The organism is Mumia zhuanghuii, assembly GCF_042681565.1.
In the GTDB taxonomy this organism is placed as follows: Bacteria; Actinomycetota; Actinomycetes; order Propionibacteriales; family Nocardioidaceae; genus Mumia.
Genome location: NZ_JBHUFT010000008.1, coordinates 541,618 through 559,416, shown reverse-complemented (window position 1 = coordinate 559,416; position 17,799 = coordinate 541,618). Strand labels below are relative to the sequence as shown.

The following is a 17,799-nucleotide window of genomic DNA, read 5'->3' as shown; positions in this document are numbered from 1 at the left end:
GCGCCTAGGCGGCGCTTCTGGTGAAACTCTTTGGGGTGGGTGGGTCAGTGTTCGTCGGCGATGGCTTCGCCGATGTACATCGCGGTCAGCAAGGTGAACACGTACGCCTGCAGGAACATCACCAGCAGCTCGAGAAAGCTGACCGCGATGCCGAGCAGGAAGGACAGGACGCCGACCACGCCGTACAGCGCGTTGCCCGAGTCCAGCAGCAGATAGGCGCCGCCGGTCGCGAACAGGATCAGCAGAAGGTGGCCGGCGAACATGTTGCCGAAGAGTCGCAGCGTCAGCGTGATCGGCCGGATCAGGATGTTGGAGAAGAACTCCAGCGGCACGAGCAGGAGAAGGATCGGGCCCTTGATGCCACCGGGGACCGTCTCGTGCTTGAGGTATCCGACGAAGCCGTGCTTGGCGATGCCGACCGCGTTGTAGACCACCCAGGTGATCGCCGCCAGCGCGACGACGAAGCCGATGCGCGCGAACGACGGGAACTGGATGAACGGGATCACGCCGTAGTAGTTGTTCACCAGCACGAACATGAACAACGCGAACAGGTACGGCACGTACTTCATGTAGTGCTCGGACCCGATGTTGTCGCGGGCAATGCCGTTGCGGACGAAGTTGTAGATGTACTCGCCGGCGAACTGCATCCGCCCGGGGACCACCGCGGCACGACGCGAGAACGCGTACGTGAGGCCGACGACGACGAACCCCGAGAGGATCACCAGCACCATCGGCTTGGTGAAGTCCACACCGAAGATCGTGAAAATCGGGGGCAGCTCGAAGCTGGAGGGACCCGGCGGGTGGAACTCTGCGAGGACAGTCCGTCCTTCGGTGGTCACTCGATCACCTCATCTATGGCACGGTCGCGCCGCGGTTCCACGGGCGTCATGGGTACGTCGGGTAGCAGATGAACGGTCAGGACTTGTGCGGCGTGGCCGCGTACACGGTGAAGATCCCGAGCGCTGCCCCGAGGGCTGCGCCGGCGAACACCATGAACGAGGTCCCCCACCAGCGATCCAGTCCGAAGCCGATGGCTCCGTAGACCACGATCCCTCCGACGATCCGGCTGATCGCCTGGCTCAGGCTGCGTCGAGGACGTCGGGAGGATTCGCTCATTGCCAACGGAACGGTAGCATGCCCGGCTCACGACTCGACCCCCAGGTCGTACAGCGGCTGGCGGCTCGTCACGGCGGCAACGACGAACAGTGCGGTGCTCACGAGAGCACCCACGAGAAGGGTGATCCCGAGGGCTCCGCCGTGCACGACATCGCCGAGCGCACCCGACTGCGTGAGCACGAGAGCGAGGGCGGCAACGAAGAGCACGTTGGTCGAGTAGAGCAGGAGCGCGATGAGGAGCGTCGCGCCGTTCGCCGGCTTGGCGAGGACCTTGAGAGCGACGGCGGTGAACCCGAGCAGGAACGCGACGAGCGCGACCCCGATCAAGGACCCGACGACACCTGGCCCACCGGCCACGAGCGCGCTGCCGGCCATGCACGACACTGCCGCCGCGAGAACGACCCCACCGAGCACGCGGGTCACGCGTACGGGGCGTCGGGTCGAGCTCTGGGTGGTCGTCATGGGGGCGGCCGTCCAAACGTGCGGGTGGGTGTTTGTGAAAACTAGCACAAGCGCTTCACGGGCCCCAAACCCGGGGCCTTCTCAGGCTCGGCCCGTACGCCCGACCCGGGGCAGCCAGAACACCACGAACGCCGTCACGACCACCATCACCACCACCCCTGCGCTCGCCCGCCAGCCGCCGACGAGGCCTAGCGCGACAGCGCCGAAGGCGACCACGCCGGCGATCATGTACATCGCGAGCACGGCCCGCCGGTGGGAGTGGCCGATCTCGAGCAGCCGGTGGTGCAGGTGCAGCTTGTCGGGCGCGAACGGCGAGCGCCCCGCGCGGGTCCGGCGCACGACCGCCATCAGCAGGTCGACGAACGGCACGAGCAGCACCGCGAACGGCAGCAACAGCGGCAGCAGGGCGGGGACCAGCGACGCCTGCGCGCCGCCGAGGCCTTGTATCGCCTCGGCCGCCGAGAACCGCCCCGACAGCGAGACGGCCGAGCAGGCCAGCACGAAGCCGATGAGCATCGCTCCGGCGTCGCCGATGAACATCCGCGCCGGGTTGAAGTTGTGCGGCAAGATCCCCACGCACACGCCCGCGAGCGCGGCACACAGCATCGCGGCCGCGATGGCGTTGGTCTGCCGGTTCTCGGCGACCAGGACGAAGGCGAAGATGAAGAACGCGACCGCGCCGATCCCGACCACTCCCGCTGCCAGCCCGTCCAGACCGTCGACGAAGTTGACCGCGTTGACGCAGATCACGATCGTCAGGACGGAGAAGAGGATCGACTGCAGCGGGTCGATCGCCCAGGTGTTGCCGGGCAGCGGGAGGTAGACGAGCTGCACGCCCATGGAGACGGTGATCACCGCCGCCAGGAGCTGTCCGGCGAACTTCGTGAGCGCGTCGAGCTCGTACACGTCGTCGATGACCCCGACCAGCGTGATCACCGTCGCGCCGACCATGACGGCGCCCGCGTCCGCGAGGACCGCGTCCTCCGAGCTGGACAAGAACGGCATCCGCGCCGCGACAAGATAGGCCGCCAGCAGGCCGAACAGCATCGCCACGCCGCCGAAGTAGGGGATGGGCACCGCGTGGACGTCGCGGTCGCGCACGCGCGCGTACGCCCCGACCTTCATCGCGCCCTCCCGTGCCAGCACGGCGAGCAGATAGGTCACCGCCACAGCGACCAGGAAGACGACGAGATACTCGCGCATGGCTCAGGCGACCTCGAGCCCCAGCTCGATCAACCGCTCGGCGGTGACGGCGCCGGGACGGACGATCCGCGGGCGCTCCCCCGTACAGTCCACGATCGTCGACGGGACGCCGCTGCCCGAGGGTCCGCCGTCCAGATAGACCGCGACCGAGTCGCCGAGCTGCTCCTCGGCCTCGACGACCGTCGTCGCGGCAGGGTGGCCGGTGAGGTTCGCGCTCGAGACCGCGAGTGGGCCGGTGCGCTGAAGCAGGGCGAGCGTGGTGGCATCATCTGGCATCCGGACAGCGACCGTGCCCCGGGTCTCGCCCAGGTCCCAGGCGAGAGAGTCCTGCTGGTGGCAGATGACCGTCAACGGCCCCGGCCAGAGCGCCTCGACCATCGTGTAGATGTACGGCTCGACGCCCGTCGCCAAGGCGTCCAGCGTCATCGTCGACCCCACGAGGACCGGTGGCGGCATGTGCCGTCCACGACCCTTCGCCGCCAGGAGCGCGGCGACGGCGTCGGCGTCGAACGCGTCCGCTGCGATGCCGTACACCGTGTCGGTCGGCGTCACGACCAACTTCTGGCTCTGGAGGGCCGCCTTGGCGGCCTCCAGGCCTGCCTCACGCTCATCGTCGTCACCGACGCAAGAGAACCGTTCGCTCACAAGGGCCATGGTGCCAGTCCGCCTCCCACGCTCGTCTGCGCCCTCGCCTGGGAGGCCGTGTCAGCGCCGGACGCGCCGCGCGGTCACGAACCGCGGCCGGCCGGCCAGGTCCGTACGGTCCTGCACGTCGACGAACCCGCCGTGCGCGACGAACACCGCTGGAGCAGACTCCCCCTGCACGTCGGCGTGCTCCGCGCCGACCATCGCGCCGTCACGCAGCAGGCGCGCGGCGGTCGCGGCGACGTCGCGCATCGCGTCCAACCCGTCCTCGCCGGACCAGAGCGCCAGCGCGGGGTCGTGGTCGCGCGCCTCCACGGCCACCGACTCCCACGCGGTCAGCGGGATGTACGGAGGGTTGGCGAGCACGAGGTCCACCGTGCCGTCGAGGTCGGCGAACGTGTCGGCCAGGTCGCCGTGCCGCAGGTCGACGTCCAGCCCGGCCAGGTTGCGCTCGGCGTACGCGAACGCGTCGTCGCTGAGCTCCACCGCATGCACGCGGGCATGAGGGCGCTCGGACGCCACTGCCCCCGCGATCGCGCCCGATCCCGTACCGAGGTCGACCACGACGGGGTGCTTGGCCTCGACGCCGTCGAGGACGGTGAGCCCCCACTCGACCAGGGACTCGGTCTCGGGCCGCGGGACGAACACGCCAGGCCCGACCGCGAGGTCGCGGTAGCGGAACGCCGCCGTGGTGGTGAGGTGCTGGAGCGGCTCACGCGTGGCGCGCCGGGCGACGAGGACCTCGTACGCGCTCGCCTGAGCGCCGTCGAGGTCGTCGACCAGCAGCAGGCCCGCCCGCCCCGTGCCGAGGACATGCGCGAGCAGCAGCTCCGCGTCGTTGCGCGGCGAGGCCACTCCCGCCTCTGCGAGCTGGCGGGTGGCGTCGGCGAGCAAGGCTCGCAGGTCTGTCACCGACCGGCCTCGACCGACGCGAGGCGCGCCGCGAGATCGGCCTCGACGCAGGCGTTCACAACGTCGTCGAGGGCGCCGTCCATCACCTGGTCGAGGTTGTACGCCTTGAACCCGACGCGGTGGTCGGAGATGCGGTTCTCGGGGAAGTTGTACGTACGGATCCGCTCAGAGCGGTCAACCGTACGGACCTGCGAGCGCCGCGCGTCCGACGCCTCGGCGTCCGCCGCGTCCTGCGCGGCCTGCAGCAGCCGTGAGCGCAGGATGCGCAGCGCCTGCTCCTTGTTCTGGAGCTGGCTCTTCTCGTTCTGACAGCTCACGACGATGCCGGTCGGCAGGTGGGTGATGCGCACCGCGGAGTCGGTGGTGTTGACGCTCTGTCCGCCAGGACCGGATGACCGGAACACGTCGATCCGCAGGTCGTTGTCGTTGACCTCGACGTCGACGGACTCGGCCTCGGGGAACACCATGACGCCCGCTGCGGAGGTGTGGACGCGCCCTTGCGACTCGGTCACAGGGACCCGCTGGACACGGTGCACGCCACCCTCGAACTTCAGCTTGGCGTACGGGGCCTCCCCCGGCTCCGGGGTGCCCTTCGCCTTGACGCCGACCGTCACGGACTTGTAGCCGCCCAGGTCGGAGGCGTTCTCATCGATGAGCTCGGTCTTCCAGCCTCGGGACTCCGCCCAACGCAGGTACATCCGGAGCAGGTCGCCGGCGAAGAGGGCGGACTCCTCACCGCCCTCCCCCGCCTTGATCTCGAGGATCGCGTCCTTGGAGTCGGCGGGGTCGCGCGGGACGAGCAGGTGCTCGAGGCGCTCGGCGAGCTCATGCTCGCGGACGGTCAGGGTCTCGACCTCCGCAGCGAAGCCAGGATCCTCGTCAGCGAGCTCGCGAGCAGCCTCGACGTCGTCGACGACCCGCTGCCACTCGCGGAAGGTGCGGACGATGCCGCTGAGCTCGGCGTAGCGCTGGCCCAGCCGCTTCGCCTTCGCGGGGTCGCTGTGGACCGAGGGGTCGGCCATCTGGGTCTCGAGGTCGGAGTGCTCGCGTACGAGCGTCTCCACCGCGTCGAACCTGCTCATCGGCTCCTCCTCGTTCGCGGGTCCACCCGATCGGGACCCGGCACGACAACGGCGCCGGCACACGCATCGAGCGTGGCCGGCGCCGTGACGTCGTTACTTCTTGCCGTAGCGCTTCTCGAAGCGAGCGACGCGGCCGCCCGTGTCCAGGATGCGCTGCTTGCCCGTGTAGAACGGGTGGCAGGCGGCGCAGGTCTCGACGCGGATGACGCCGTCGGTCGCGGTGCTGCGCGTGGTGAACGTGTTGCCACAGGTGCACGAGACCTCGGTCGACACGTACGTGGGGTGAATGTCCTTCTTCATGTTGTCCTCTCGCTCGACTCTGGGTCGGCCCGCCGGTCGGGCCGTGAACCAGTGCCTCAGGCATTGTGCCACCGTCGCTCCGTGAAACACGAATCGCGGGTGGAGCATTCCCGCGCTCGCTCACGCAGGCGTGACGCGGCTCACGAGATCATGGACCCGGTCACCAGCAGGATCGAGATCGCGATCATCGCCACCGCCGCCGTCAGGAAGACCGCGAGCTCCGAGATCGCGACGCCCTTGTTGGCCTCGGTAAGCGCGAACAGCACCGAGGCCGCGGCGAGTGCGTTGAGCAGCACCACCGCGACCAGCAGTGGACTCACCGCAGGAGCTTCTCGATGTCGTCGGCGATGTCCTCGGGCTTGGTCGTGGGCGCGTAGCGGTCCACGACGTCGCCGTCGGAGTTGATCAGGAACTTGGTGAAGTTCCACTTGATCCGGTCACCGAGAACGCCCGACTTCTGGTCGCGCAGCCACTTGTAGAGCGGGTGCGCGTCCGGGCCGTTGACGTCGACCTTGGAGAACATCGGGAACGTGACGTCGTACGTCAGGGAGCAGAACTCCTTGATCTCGGCCTCGTCGCCCGGCTCCTGGTTGCGGAACTGGTCGCACGGGAAGCCGAGGACGACGAGCCCCTCGTCCTGGTACTTGCGATAGAGCTCCTCCAACCCCTCGTACTGCGGGGTGAAGCCGCACTTGCTGGCGGTGTTGACGACGAGGACGGCTTTGCCGCGGTACTCGTCGAGCCCTCGCTCCGTCCCGTCGATGTCGACGGCCCGGAACTCGTACGCGTTCGTCATCAGTCGTCGTCCCCGCCGCCGCGGCGCCCCGTCGACGGGGTGCTCTGGTTGATCTGCATCAGGAACTCGACGTTGCTCTTGGTGCTCTTGAGCTTGTCGATCATCAGCTCGAGGGCCTGCTGGCCGTCGAGGGCCGAGAGGACGCGGCGCAGCTTCCAGACGATCGCGAGCTCTTCGCGGCTCATCAAGAGCTCCTCGCGGCGGGTGCCCGAGGCCTCGACGTCGATCGCCGGGAAGATGCGCTTGTCCGCGAACTCGCGGCGCAGACGCAGCTCCATGTTGCCGGTGCCCTTGAACTCCTCGAAGATCACCTCGTCCATCCGCGAGCCGGTCTCGACGAGCGCGGTGGCGAGGATCGTCAGCGAGCCACCGTCCTCGATGTTGCGGGCCGCGCCGAAGAACTTCTTGGGCGGGTAGAGCGCCGAGGAGTCGACACCGCCGGACAGGATGCGGCCGCTGGCGGGGGCCGCCAGGTTGTAGGCGCGGCCGAGGCGCGTGATGCCGTCGAGGAGGACGACCACGTCGTGGCCGAGCTCGACCAGCCGCTTCGCGCGCTCGATCGCCAGCTCGGCGACCGTGGTGTGGTCGGTGGCCGGACGGTCGAAGGTCGAGGCGATGACCTCGCCCTTGACGGTGCGCTGGAAGTCGGTGACCTCCTCCGGACGCTCGTCGACGAGGACGACCATCAGGTGGCACTCAGGGTTGTTGGTCGTGATCGCGTTGGCGATCTGCTGCATGATCATCGTCTTGCCGGCCTTGGGAGGCGAGACGATCAGGCCGCGCTGGCCCTTGCCGATCGGCGACACGATGTCGATGATGCGGCCGGACAGCTGGGCCGGGTCGATCTCGAGGCGCAGACGCTCAGAGGGGTACAGCGGCGTCAGCTTGGAGAACTCAACGCGCTGCTTGGCCTCGTCGATCGTCATGCCGTTGACCGACTCGATCTTGACGAGCGGGTTGAACTTCTCCTTGCGCTCGCCGTCGCGGGGCTGGCGCACCTGGCCGACGATCGCGTCGCCCTTGCGAAGGCCCCACTTGCGGACCATCGACAGGGAGACGTAGACGTCGTTCTCGCCGGGGAGGTAGCCGCTCGTCCGGACGAAGGCGTAGTTGTCGAGCACGTCGAGGATGCCGGCGGCCGGGATGAGGACGTCGTCCTCGTTCACCATCGGCTCGACCTCGCGCCCGGTGCGCTCCGGGCGGTCACGGTTGCGGTTGCGGTTGCGGTTGCGGTTGCGACGACGGCCGCCGCTCTCGCCGTCGCGGTCGCCACGGTTGTCGCTCTCGGCGTCGTTCTTCTGATCTCCCCGATCGCTACGGTCGCGGCCGTCCCGGATGTCGCGGTTGTTGCGCTCGGCACGGTCACGGTTGTCCTCACGCGACTTGTCCTCGCGCGGCTTCTCGTCACGCGACTTGTCCTCGCGCGGCTTCTCGTCACGCGGCTTCTCGTCACGCGGCATCTCGTCACGCGACTTGTCCTCGCGCGGCTTCTCACCACGGTCGCGAGCCTTCTCGCCACGGTCGTCGTTGCGCTTCTCCTTGCGGGGCTTGTCCTGCCGCGCGGGAGCGTCGTTGCGCTTCTCGTCGCGGGGCTTGTCCTGCTTCGCGGGAGCTTCGTTGCGGGGCTTGTCGGCGACCGGGGCCGACGACGCCTGGGGGGTGCTGGTCTGCGCGGCGGGCGCGGGGGCGGACGAGCCGCCGCCCTGCGCGGCCTGGATGGCCTCGATGAGGGCACCCTTGCGCATCTTGCCGAAGCCCTTGATACCGAGGCCGGAGGCGATCTGCTGCAGCTCAGGCAGCACCATCGCGTTGAGTCCCGTGCCGCTGCGACGGCGCGGGGCCTTCGCGGGTGCGGACTCGGTGGAGCGCTCGCCGGATTCGTCGAGCAGAGTGGGTGTTTCGGTCACGTGAGGTCCTTCCCACGTCAGGCGACGCGCGGGCGCCGCTCGTTGTCAGCGGTTCGTACGATGTCGCGAACCGCCAAGCCCGACCGCATACAGTGCGAACGGACGAAGCATTGCGATTTCCGCCGCGGGTCCTGGAACTTCTGAGCGCGTACACGACTCAGGAGGATGCGGGGAAGAGACGGGATCGAGAGGGGTTCGATCGATCGGACCCTCTCGGATCACCTGTCAGCGACTCTAACACCCCCGTCGGACCACCTGTTCCCCGCTGGTGCCGCGAGTCATACAATCGTGACCTTTCGACGTTCAGCACAGACCTTCTGCCCCCCGACCCTCCCATCGGTGACTCACCGTCCACGCGCCCCGCGCCATGGACGCCCAGGCACCGACGGAGGGAACGGGCGTCCGGGCGACTCAGACCTGGCGCGCCCCGGCACGGTCGACCGGCAGCGAAAGCACGGCCCAGCCCTCGGGCGCGCGGCCGACCAGCGGGGCCGCGTCGAACGCATCGGTCGCGAACGCGAGCACCGTCGGGCCGGCGCCGGAGATGATCGCCGGGATACCGTCAGCGCGCAGCACCTCGACCAGCGCGTACGAGGCGGGCATCGCCGGCGCGCGGTACGCCTGGTGCAAGGCATCCTCGGTGGCGTCGAAGAGCAGCTCGGGACGGCCATCGAGCGCGGCGACGAGCAGGGCGGCACGGCCGGCGTTGAGCGCGGCGTCGGCGTGCGGGACATGCGCAGGCAGGAGTCCGCGCGCGACCTCTGTGCTGACCCCGTCCTCAGGCACGTACACGACGACCTCCGCCTCGACGTCGAGGCGGACCGCCCGAGCCTCGACGCCGTCCATCCAGGCGATCGTCAGCCCGCCGAGCAGCGCGGCGGCGACGTTGTCGGGGTGGCCTTCCAGGCGCGTCGCAAGGCGCAGAGCCGCGGCGTCGTCGAACCGAGCCTCGCCGAGCGGCGCGATCGAGGCGGACCCGGACAGCAGTGCCCGCGCGACCGTGATCCCACCGACGATCGCCGCCGAGCTCGAGCCGAGCCCACGGGCGTGCGGGATCCGGTTGACGCAGTGCACGCGCAGCCCGGGCTGGGTCATCCCCAGCTCGTCGAAGACCGCACGCAAGGAGCGGACGACCAGGTGCGACTCGTCGCGCGGGACGTCGGCCGCGCCGACACCGTCCACGGTGACGGTCAGCCCGCCGTCGTCGACGACCTCCGCCGTCACCTCGTCGTACAGGCTGAGTCCGAGGCCGAGCGCGTCATAACCGGGCCCGAGGTTGGCCGACGACGCAGGCGTACGGACGGTGACCGGGCCCTCGACGAACGGGCTCATGCCAGGCCGGCGAGCTCGGCCGCCTTGCGGACGTCCGCATCGACGACGTGGTCTGCGATCGCACCGAGGTGCTGAAGTGGCGTGTCGATGTCCTTGAGGCCGTTGCCGGTGACGACGACCGCGATGGTGGCGCCCGTCGGCACCTCGCCTGCGGCGTGCGCCTTCACCAGCCCGGCGACTCCCGCGGCCGAGGCCGGCTCGACGAAGACGCCGTCGCGCCGCGCGAGCTCGCGCTGGGCGTCGAGGATCTCCTGGTCCGACACGGCGCTGATGCGGCCGCCGGAGGTGTCGCGCGCCTCGACCGCGAGGTGCCACGACGCCGGGTTGCCGATGCGGATGGCGCTGGCAACGGTCTCCGGGTCCGGCACGGGCGAGCCCGTGACGAGCGGGGCGGCGCCCTCGGCCTGGAAGCCCCACATCCTCGGGGTACGGGTGGCGAGGTCGGCCTCGGCGTACTCGCGGTAGCCCAACCAGTACGCCGAGATGTTGCCCGCGTTGCCGACCGGCATCACGTGCACGTCCGGGGCGTCACCGAAGACGTCGACGACCTCGAACGCGCCCGTCTTCTGGCCCTGGAGCCGGACGGGGTTGACGGAGTTGACGAGCGCAACGGGGTACGAGTCGGCGAGGCCGCGCGCGATGTCGAGGCAGTCGTCGAAGTTGCCGCGCACCTGCACGACGAGTGAGTCGAACATCAACGCCTGCGCCATCTTGCCGGCCGCGATCTTGCCCTGCGGCACGAGCACGATCGGCCGCAGCCCCGCCCGGACCGCGTACGCCGCCATCGAGGCCGAGGTGTTGCCGGTGGACGCGCAGACGACGGCCTCGGCGCCCTCGGCCAGGGCGACGGTGATCGCCGCCGTCATGCCCCGGTCCTTGAACGACCCGGTCGGGTTGCTGCCCTCGACCTTCAGCCGGACGTCGCTCCCGGTGAGCTCCGACAGCCAACCGGACCGGACGAGCGGCGTGCCGCCCTCCCCCAGCGACACGGCGGGCGTGTCACCGACCATGGGGAGCCAGTCACGGAACTCGTCGATCACGCCGCGCCACGGGCGGGCGCCATGCAGCTGGGTCACAGTCCTTCTCCTTCGACCCGCATGACCGACGAGACGTCGCGGACCATCGGGAGGTCGCGCAGCTGCCGGACGGTGCGCGAGAGCGCCGCGTCGGATGCGGTGTGGGTGATGACGACGAGCTGGGCGTCGTCGCCGTGGCCTTCCTGGCGGACGGCCGAGATCGAGACCTCGTTCTCGGCGAACGCCAGCGCGACCGACGCGAGCACGCCGGCCTTGTCGTCCACGTCGAGGGCGATGTGGTAGCGGGTACGGGCGTCGCCGATGCCGAGCACCTCGCGCCGGGCGTGCGTCCGCTCGGGCGGGCCGCTGACGCCGAGCAGACGGTTGCGGGCAACGCTGACCACGTCTCCGAGGACAGCGCTCGCCGTGGGCGCGCCACCGGCACCGGGTCCGTAGAACATCAGCTGACCGGCCGACTCGCTCTCCACGAAGACGGCGTTGTAGGCGCCGCGGACGCTCGCGAGCGGGTGGTCCTTGGGGATCATCACGGGGTGGACACGCGCCGCGACAGAGGAGCCGTCCGCGCTCTGGTCGCAGATCGCGAGGAGCTTGACCACGCAGCCCATGTCGTCGGCGGAGCGGATATCGGCCGCGGTCACCTCGGTGATGCCCTCACGGTGGACGTCCTCGATGGTCACCCGTGTGTGGAACGCCAGGCTTGCGAGGATCGCCGCCTTGGCCGCCGCGTCGAAGCCCTCGACATCGGCGGTCGGGTCGGCCTCGGCGAAGCCGAGCCGCTGCGCCTCCTCGAGGGCCTCGTCGAAGCCCTGGCCGGTGGTGGTCATGGCGTCGAGGATGAAGTTGGTGGTGCCGTTGACAATCCCCAGCACACGGCGTACGTGGTCACCGACCAGCGACTCGCGCAGCGGGCGCACGATCGGGATCGCCCCGGCGACGGCTGCCTCGTAGTAGAGGTCGCGGCCGGCCTTCTCGGCCGCCGCGAAGAGCGTCTCGCCGTCCTCGGCGAGCAGCGCCTTGTTGCCGGTGACGACCGAAGCACCGGCGTCGAGCGCGGCGAGGACCAGCGAGCGCGCGGGCTCGATGCCGCCAATCAGCTCGATCACGACGTCAACGTCGCCGCGGGTCACCAAGCCCATCGCGTCGGTGGTGAGCAGCGCCGGGTCGAAGGACGTCTCACGGTCGGCCCGGGCACGGTGGACCGCCACGCCGACCAGCTCGAACCGCGCGCCGACACGCTGGGCCAGCTCGTCGGCGTCGCGCGTGAGAAGCCGCGCCACCTCGCTGCCGACGGCGCCGTGGCCGAGCAGGGCGACGCGGAGCGTCCGGGTCTCGTGCTGGGTGGAGGTCACCGGTCCAGCCTAGTCGTCACGTCGGCGGTCAGGTCAGCGTGTTCGGAGGTCGGGCAGGCGGCAGAACGCGCCCGTCAGCCGACGTCGAGCCGCAGGAGGTCGTCCTCGGTCTCGCGCCGGACGATCAGCCGCGCCTCGCCCGCCCTCACCGCCACGACCGCAGGCCGCGGGACGTGGTTGTAGTTGGACGCCAGCGAGCGGCAGTACGCCCCTGTCCCTGGAACGGCGACCAGGTCGCCCGGCCCGATGTCGGACGGCAGGAACTCGTCCTTGACCACGATGTCGCCGGACTCGCAGTGCTTGCCGACGATCCGGCTCAGCACCGCGTCGGCCGACGACGCCCGCGACGCGAGGGTGCAGGAGTAGTCGGCGTCGTACAGGGCCGTACGGACGTTGTCGCTCATCCCGCCGTCCACGGCGACATAGCGACGGGTCGCGCCACCGTCGAGCGCGACGTCCTTGGTGGTGCCGACCTCGTACAGGGTGAACGTCGAGGGCCCGGAGATCGCGCGACCGGGCTCGATCGACAGGCGCGGCACCTCGATCCCCAGGCCGCGGCACTCGCGCTCGACGATCTCGCGCATGCCGTCGGCGAGCTGCTGCGGCGTCGCCGGGTCGTCCTGGGTCGTGTACGCGATGCCGTACCCGCCTCCCAGGTCGAGCTCCGGGGCGGCGTAGCCGAGCTCCTCGGCGATCCGGGCGTGCAGGGTCACGACCCGGTGGGCCGCCACCTCGAACCCCGACGTGTCGAAGATCTGCGAGCCGATGTGCGAGTGCAGCCCGAGGAGGTGGAGCGACGGCTGAGCCAGCACCCGGCGTACGGCCTCGAAGGCATCGCCCTCGGTGATCGAGAGGCCGAACTTCTGATCCTCGTGCGCGGTCGCGATGTATTCGTGGGTGTGGGCCTCGACGCCAGCGGTCACGCGCACCATCACGTGTGCGGTCACCCCGAGCTCGTCGGCGACGGCGGCGACCCTCTCGACCTCGACGTACGAGTCGACGATGATCTTGCCGACTCCCGCCTCGAGGGCGCGGCGGATCTCGGAGACGCTCTTGTTGTTGCCGTGCAGGCCCAGGTTGGCTGCCGGGACACCGGCCCGCAGCGCGACGGCCAGCTCGCCGCCGGTGCAGACGTCCATCCGCAGGCCCTCCTCGGTGATCCAGCGAGCCACCGCCGTGCATAAGAAGGCCTTGGCGGCGTAGTAGACGTCCCAGCCGTCGAAGGCGTCGCGGAACGCCCGTGCGCGAGCGCGCAGGTCGTCCTCGTCGACGACGTAGAGCGGCGTGCCGAACTCGGCCGCGAGCGCGGTGGCGCAGACGCCCGCGACCTCGAGCTCCCCGTCGTCACGTCGGGCGACGTGGGCCGACCAGAGGTGCTCGACCAGGGCGTTGGTGTCCTCAGGCTCGCGGAGCCATGCGGGTCCGCGGCTGCCGGCCTGCCCGTGGAGGGCGCCGGCCTCGTGCGCGCGCACGGGTCACATCCGCTCGGGCGCCGAGACGCCGAGCAGCTCGAGCCCGTTGGCGAGCACCGTACGGCTGGCGTCGACGAGGACGAGGCGCGCGGCGTGGATCGGCCCGGGCTCCTCGTCTCCTTGCGGGAGCACCCGGCACACGTCGTAGAACTTGTGGAATGCCGAGGCGGTGTCCTCGAGGTAGCGGGCGACGCGGTGCGGCTCGTGCAGCTCGGCAGCCCGCGCGACGACCCGCGGGAACTCCGCGAGGGCCCGCAGCAGGTCGCCCTCGCGCGAGGTCGACAGGAGCGAGAGGTCGGCCGCGTCGGGCGCCGGGGCGAGCCCGAGGTCGCTGGCGTTGCGCAGGATGCTCGACAGCCGCGCGTGGGCGTACTGGACGTAGTAGACAGGGTTCTCGGCGCTCTGGCGCGTCACCTCGGCGACGTCGATCGTCAGCGGCGAGTCGACCGGGTGGCGCGCGAGCGTGTAGCGCAGGGCGTCGACGCCGATGAGGTCGACGAGCTCGGTGAGGGTCACGAGCGTGCCCGCCCGCTTGGAGAGCTTGAGCTCCTCTCCGTCGGCCAGGATCTTCACGAGCTGGCCGATGAGCACCTGCAGGTTGTACGAAGGGTCGTCGCCCGCGCACGCCGCCATCGCCTGGAGCCGGCCGACGTAGCCGTGGTGGTCGGCGCCGAGGAGGTAGAGGCACTGCTCGAAGCCGCGGGCGCGCTTGTCGAGGTAGTAGGCGGTGTCCGACGCGAAGTAGGTCATGTCGCCGTTGGAGCGGATCAGGACGCGGTCCTTGTCGTCACCGAAGTCGGTGGTCCGCATCCAGGTGGCACCGTCGGCCTCGTACAGGTGGCCTTCCTTGTCGATGACGCCGAGGGCGCGGTTGACCGCCCCGGATGCGACGAGTGTGCGCTCGGAGAACCAGAGGTCGAAGATCGTCCGGAACCGCGCGAGGTCGGCCTTCTGGTGGGCGAGCTGGAGCTCGTAGCCCTTCTCGCGGAACGCGACGAGCTGCTCGTCGGTCGGGAGATCACGGATGCCGGGGACGGCCTCGACGACCTCGGCGGCCAGGTCGGCGACGTACGCGCCGTGGTAGCCGTCCTCGGGGACGGCCTCGCCGTTGGCCACCGCCATGAGGGACGCGCCGAACTTGTCCATCTGGCTGCCGCGGTCGTTGACATAGAACTCGGTCGAGACCCGTGCCCCCGCCGCCGTGAGCACCCGCGCGATCGCGTCGCCGACGACCGCCCAGCGGGTGTGGCCGAGATGCAGCGGACCAGTGGGGTTGGCAGAGATGAACTCGAGGTTGATCGCGCGGCCGGCGAGGACGTCGGAGCGCCCGTACGCACTCCCGGCGCGGACGACCTCGCCCGCGAGAACACCCTGGGCGCCCGTGTCGACACGGACGTTGAGGAAGCCGGGGCCGGCAACCTCGACGGCTCCGACGCCGGCGGCCTGGGCGAGCTGCTCGGCGAGAGCGGTGGCGAGGTCGCGCGGGGCCATGCCCGCCTTCTTCCCGAGCTGCAGCGCCACGTTCGTCGCATAGTCGCCGTGGTCCTTGACCTTCGGTCGCTCGACGACCACGCGGGTCGGGACCTCGGGCAGGGAGACGGTCCCCGCCGCCACCAGGGCGTTCAGGGCGTCGACGATCGCGTCGGACAGCTGTTCGGGAGTCACCTACGAATCGTATCGAGGCCGGTCAACGACTTAACCCCGCCCGGCCTGCGGGCTCGCCGAGCCCTCGAGCACCTCGCGCACCGTCCGTACCAGCACAGCGGGGTCGAACGGCTTCGTGACGTACGCCTCCACACCGGCCTCCTGCCCACGCAACAGGTCGTGCGACTGCGCCTGCGTCGTCACCATCACGACCGGGATGTCGCGCGTGCTCGGCGACCGGCGTAGCGCGCGCACCGTCTCGAGCCCGTCCATACGGGGCATGACCACGTCGATCGTGACGACGTCCGGATGTGTGTCGACCACGACGTCGAGACACTCCAGGCCGTCTGCCGCCTCGAGGACGGTCCAGCCCTCCAGCTCGAAGTTGGTCCGGAGCAGCAGGCGGATGGAGTCGGTGTCGTCCACCACGAGGACGCGCGGCGGACGGCCGGACGGGAAGGGCATGTGCGCAACGGTACTTGGGGTGCGGTACCGTTGTCCGGCTCGTTCAGGAACGCGAGCGAGGCGGCGCCGAGAGGCGTTCGCCCCCGTAGCTCAGGGGATAGAGCACCGCCCTCCGGAGGCGGGAGCGTAGGTTCGAATCCTACCGGGGGCACCACTCAAGACGAGGGCCCCGACCTGTCACAGGTCGGGGCTTTTGCGTGCCGCGCTCACGAGTCTGCGGGGTTGCCGATTCCTTGCCGCAGCAGCCACGCGGCCGCGCCGAGCAGCGCCGCCGCGACAGCGAGATCGAGCAGCTGACCGCTCTTGATCCCTGCCCCCAGGACACCGAGGGCAAAGAGCGCAAGCAGTGCCGCGGCGACCAGCGCGGCCGGGCGCCGCCGTGGCGCGTGCGGGTCCCGCGGCTCGGACGACGTGCGTGTCGTCCAGCTCGCGCCGTCCCAGTAGCGGAAGAGCGCCTCGTCCTTCGGGTCGGGATACCAGCCGGCCCTCGGCGTTCCCCTGCTGCGCATGTGGCGAGGATCTCACCGCCGCGGCTCACGCGCCGTACCGGTAGAAGCCCTCCCCCGACGCGACGCCGAGCTTGCCCTCGTCGATGAAGTCCCTCTTGAGGATCTCGGCGAACTTCTGCTGCGTCGGGTCGTCCGAGGCCTTCGCGATGTTGTACGGGGTGACCATGCCGATGACGTCGAAGATCTGGAACGGGCCCATCGGGGCGCCGGTGGCGATCCGCCAGGTCTTGTCGATCGTCTCCACGTCGGCGACCCCGTTGACCCACAGCGCCGCGCCGGCATTGAGGAACGGGACGAGCAGCGAGTTCAGGACGTAGCCGGGCTGCTCCTTCTTGAGCGCGATCGGGACCATGTTGATGTCCTTCGCGAACTCCACGACCGCCGCGAACACCGCGGGATCGGTGTCCGCGGTCCCCATCACCTCGGCCGTGTTCTGGACCCACACGCGGTTGGCGAAGTGCAGCGCGAGGAAGCGGGCCGGGCGACCGGTGGCGTCCTTGAAGTCGCTCGGCAGCAAGGTCGAGGAGTTGGTCGCGAAGATCGCGCGCTCCGGCGCGGCCTCGCCGACCTTCTGCCAGGTGGACCGCTTGATCTCGAGGCTCTCCGGGACGGCCTCGATGACGAGGTCGGCGTCCGCGACCGCGTCGGCGAGGTCGGACGAGTACGTGATCCGTTCGAGAGCCGCGACAGCCCTGCCTCCTGCTGCGCCCTCGACCTCGGCCTCGTACGTCTTCGCCAGACCCTCGAACCGTGCTTTGCCGGCCTCGAGGGCAGCGTCGTCGATGTCGTACGCGGTCACGGCGAAGCCGGCGTACGCGGTGGCGTAGGCGATCTGGGACCCCAGGACCCCGGTCCCCAGCACGGTCACGCTTCTGATGTCGGTCATGACGTCGCTCCTTTCGAGCATCCGATCAGCATCGTGGTCACGGATGAGGCCGCTCCGCATTCCGGGAAACCCGCCCGAAGGCGGACCCGCGCACCCTTTCCCGTCGTACCCTGGACGGCATGAAGGCCCAGCGTGAGCACCGAGTCATGTCGTGGCTCGTGTGGCTCGCGGTCGCGGGCCTGGTCGGAGCCACCGTCGGACCCGTGATGATCCTCGTCCTCGTCGGTGCCTGCGCGTTCGGCCTGGGCGCCGAGGAGATCGGCTACCGCCGCCGTGCGCGGGTCTACTTCGCGCGCCTGCACCGCTCTGCGCTGCGTCGCCACGACACCGTCCTCGACCGCTGGATGGACATGCGCGAGGAGGCGGCGACCCGACCGTCCGCACGCCTCGTCGACGACGTGACCAAGAAGCCGACGGCCCAGTTCGTCTCCGTCGCCGCCGACGCCGTCGACGCGCGGTCGGCCGTACGCCCTGGGGACCACCCGAGCGTCGCCTCGTACGACGACGCCGTCCTCGCGCTCGAGCAGAGCTGGCGCCGCCTCGAACGCCGTGCACGCGGCGCGGACGCCCTCGACGACGCGCGACGCTGGGGCCTCGACCGGCTGCCGGACGGCGCCACCGCGGCGCTCGCCCCGCTGGTCCCGGTCGTCCAGGCGGCCGCACGCGCTGCGTGGAGCGCCGC

Annotated in this window: 20 protein-coding genes and 1 tRNA gene; 2 read left to right on the top strand and 19 right to left on the bottom strand. The window is 70.2% G+C overall.

The genetic code is table 11. The annotated features are described in order from the left end of the window. Positions 1-44 precede the first annotated feature (44 nt). The 17 genes from atpB to ACFSDF_RS10930 all read right to left on the bottom strand — a co-directional run bounded on the left by atpB (position 45) and on the right by ACFSDF_RS10930 (position 15,722). On the bottom strand, positions 45-839 hold the full coding sequence (gene atpB / locus ACFSDF_RS11010) for a F0F1 ATP synthase subunit A (RefSeq protein WP_167007521.1): 795 nt from the start codon (positions 837-839) through the stop codon (positions 45-47). A gap of 76 nt (positions 840-915) precedes the next feature. After that, a complete protein-coding gene (locus tag ACFSDF_RS11005) occupies positions 916-1,116 on the bottom strand; it encodes an AtpZ/AtpI family protein (RefSeq protein WP_167007520.1) in 201 nt (66 codons plus the stop codon). Between the two features lie 27 nt (positions 1,117-1,143). Further along, positions 1,144-1,578, bottom strand: a complete 435-nt coding sequence (locus ACFSDF_RS11000) for a hypothetical protein (RefSeq protein ID WP_167007519.1) — start codon at positions 1,576-1,578, stop codon at positions 1,144-1,146. An 81-nt stretch (positions 1,579-1,659) separates the two neighbouring features. Next, positions 1,660-2,781 carry an MraY family glycosyltransferase gene (locus ACFSDF_RS10995; RefSeq protein WP_167007517.1) on the bottom strand — a complete coding sequence of 374 codons (1,122 nt, stop codon included), beginning with the start codon at positions 2,779-2,781 and terminating at the stop codon, positions 1,660-1,662. 3 nt (positions 2,782-2,784) lie between these two features. Continuing rightward, positions 2,785-3,426, bottom strand: a complete 642-nt coding sequence (locus ACFSDF_RS10990; RefSeq protein WP_243843088.1) for an L-threonylcarbamoyladenylate synthase — start codon at positions 3,424-3,426, stop codon at positions 2,785-2,787. 60 nt (positions 3,427-3,486) lie between these two features. Next, the gene (gene prmC, locus ACFSDF_RS10985) at positions 3,487-4,338 is read right to left on the bottom strand and encodes a peptide chain release factor N(5)-glutamine methyltransferase (RefSeq protein WP_167007511.1); all 852 of its coding nucleotides are present in this window, start codon (positions 4,336-4,338) and stop codon (positions 3,487-3,489) included. Next, entirely contained in the window at positions 4,335-5,420 is a 1,086-nt protein-coding gene (gene prfA, locus ACFSDF_RS10980) for a peptide chain release factor 1 (RefSeq protein WP_167007508.1), read from the bottom strand. The genes prmC and prfA overlap by 4 nt, the downstream gene beginning before the upstream one ends. Positions 5,421-5,513: 93 nt before the next feature. Then, a complete protein-coding gene (gene rpmE / locus ACFSDF_RS10975) occupies positions 5,514-5,720 on the bottom strand; it encodes a 50S ribosomal protein L31 (protein WP_039342141.1) in 207 nt (68 codons plus the stop codon). 140 nt (positions 5,721-5,860) lie between these two features. Then, on the bottom strand, positions 5,861-6,040 hold the full coding sequence (locus ACFSDF_RS10970; RefSeq protein WP_167007506.1) for a hypothetical protein: 180 nt from the start codon (positions 6,038-6,040) through the stop codon (positions 5,861-5,863). Next, complete coding sequence (locus tag ACFSDF_RS10965; RefSeq protein WP_167007503.1) at positions 6,037-6,516, bottom strand: glutathione peroxidase; 480 nt, start codon at positions 6,514-6,516, stop codon at positions 6,037-6,039. Before ACFSDF_RS10965 ends, ACFSDF_RS10970 begins: the two co-directional genes overlap by 4 nt. Further along, on the bottom strand, positions 6,516-8,321 hold the full coding sequence (rho, locus tag ACFSDF_RS10960) for a transcription termination factor Rho (protein ID WP_167009203.1): 1,806 nt from the start codon (positions 8,319-8,321) through the stop codon (positions 6,516-6,518). The genes ACFSDF_RS10965 and rho overlap by 1 nt, the downstream gene beginning before the upstream one ends. Positions 8,322-8,834: 513 nt before the next feature. Beyond that, on the bottom strand, positions 8,835-9,755 hold the full coding sequence (gene thrB, locus ACFSDF_RS10955; RefSeq protein WP_167007501.1) for a homoserine kinase: 921 nt from the start codon (positions 9,753-9,755) through the stop codon (positions 8,835-8,837). Further along, positions 9,752-10,831: a threonine synthase gene (gene thrC / locus ACFSDF_RS10950; RefSeq protein ID WP_279587745.1), complete on the bottom strand. Its 1,080-nt coding sequence runs from the start codon at positions 10,829-10,831 to the stop codon at positions 9,752-9,754. The genes thrB and thrC overlap by 4 nt, the downstream gene beginning before the upstream one ends. Further along, positions 10,828-12,141 (bottom strand): homoserine dehydrogenase, encoded by a 1,314-nt coding sequence (locus ACFSDF_RS10945; protein WP_167007498.1) that lies wholly within the window; start codon positions 12,139-12,141, stop codon positions 10,828-10,830. Before ACFSDF_RS10945 ends, thrC begins: the two co-directional genes overlap by 4 nt. Before the next feature lie 74 nt (positions 12,142-12,215). Further along, entirely contained in the window at positions 12,216-13,613 is a 1,398-nt protein-coding gene (gene lysA / locus ACFSDF_RS10940; RefSeq protein ID WP_167007495.1) for a diaminopimelate decarboxylase, read from the bottom strand. Positions 13,614-13,616: 3 nt separating this feature from the next. Beyond that, positions 13,617-15,278 (bottom strand): arginine--tRNA ligase, encoded by a 1,662-nt coding sequence (gene argS, locus ACFSDF_RS10935; RefSeq protein WP_167007493.1) that lies wholly within the window; start codon positions 15,276-15,278, stop codon positions 13,617-13,619. A 30-nt stretch (positions 15,279-15,308) separates the two neighbouring features. Then, on the bottom strand, positions 15,309-15,722 hold the full coding sequence (locus tag ACFSDF_RS10930; RefSeq protein WP_167007490.1) for a response regulator: 414 nt from the start codon (positions 15,720-15,722) through the stop codon (positions 15,309-15,311). A gap of 79 nt (positions 15,723-15,801) precedes the next feature. Here ACFSDF_RS10930 and ACFSDF_RS10925 point away from each other — a divergent pair. After that, a tRNA-Arg gene (locus ACFSDF_RS10925) sits at positions 15,802-15,876 on the top strand. Positions 15,877-15,928: 52 nt separating this feature from the next. Here the strand turns inward: ACFSDF_RS10925 and ACFSDF_RS10920 are convergent. Next, positions 15,929-16,231, bottom strand: a complete 303-nt coding sequence (locus ACFSDF_RS10920; RefSeq protein ID WP_167007488.1) for a DUF2510 domain-containing protein — start codon at positions 16,229-16,231, stop codon at positions 15,929-15,931. Between the two features lie 25 nt (positions 16,232-16,256). Beyond that, positions 16,257-17,117 (bottom strand): 3-hydroxyacyl-CoA dehydrogenase, encoded by an 861-nt coding sequence (locus ACFSDF_RS10915; protein ID WP_167007485.1) that lies wholly within the window; start codon positions 17,115-17,117, stop codon positions 16,257-16,259. Positions 17,118-17,236: 119 nt separating this feature from the next. On the opposite strand from ACFSDF_RS10915, the gene ACFSDF_RS10910 reads away from it, so the two are divergent. Beyond that, positions 17,237-17,799 (top strand): hypothetical protein (locus tag ACFSDF_RS10910; protein WP_377157510.1); only part of this gene is annotated, 563 nt, incomplete at its 3' end.

Bases quoted from the DNA above. Each gene is read 5' to 3' on its own strand.
- ACFSDF_RS10995 (WP_167007517.1), bottom strand. From the start codon at position 2,781: ATGCGCGAGTATCTCGTCGTCTTCCTGGTCGCTGTGGCGGTGACCTAT.
- rho (WP_167009203.1), bottom strand. From the start codon at position 8,321: ATGGTGCTGCCTGAGCTGCAGCAGATCGCCTCCGGCCTCGGTATCAAG.
- rpmE (WP_039342141.1), bottom strand. From the start codon at position 5,720: ATGAAGAAGGACATTCACCCCACGTACGTGTCGACCGAGGTCTCGTGC.
- ACFSDF_RS10920 (WP_167007488.1), bottom strand. From the start codon at position 16,231: ATGCGCAGCAGGGGAACGCCGAGGGCCGGCTGGTATCCCGACCCGAAG.
- thrB (WP_167007501.1), bottom strand. From the start codon at position 9,755: ATGAGCCCGTTCGTCGAGGGCCCGGTCACCGTCCGTACGCCTGCGTCG.
- ACFSDF_RS10915 (WP_167007485.1), bottom strand. From the start codon at position 17,117: ATGACCGACATCAGAAGCGTGACCGTGCTGGGGACCGGGGTCCTGGGG.
- ACFSDF_RS11005 (WP_167007520.1), bottom strand. From the start codon at position 1,116: ATGAGCGAATCCTCCCGACGTCCTCGACGCAGCCTGAGCCAGGCGATC.
- prfA (WP_167007508.1), bottom strand. From the start codon at position 5,420: ATGAGCAGGTTCGACGCGGTGGAGACGCTCGTACGCGAGCACTCCGAC.
- ACFSDF_RS11000 (WP_167007519.1), bottom strand. From the start codon at position 1,578: ATGACGACCACCCAGAGCTCGACCCGACGCCCCGTACGCGTGACCCGC.
- ACFSDF_RS10930 (WP_167007490.1), bottom strand. From the start codon at position 15,722: ATGCCCTTCCCGTCCGGCCGTCCGCCGCGCGTCCTCGTGGTGGACGAC.
- ACFSDF_RS10965 (WP_167007503.1), bottom strand. From the start codon at position 6,516: ATGACGAACGCGTACGAGTTCCGGGCCGTCGACATCGACGGGACGGAG.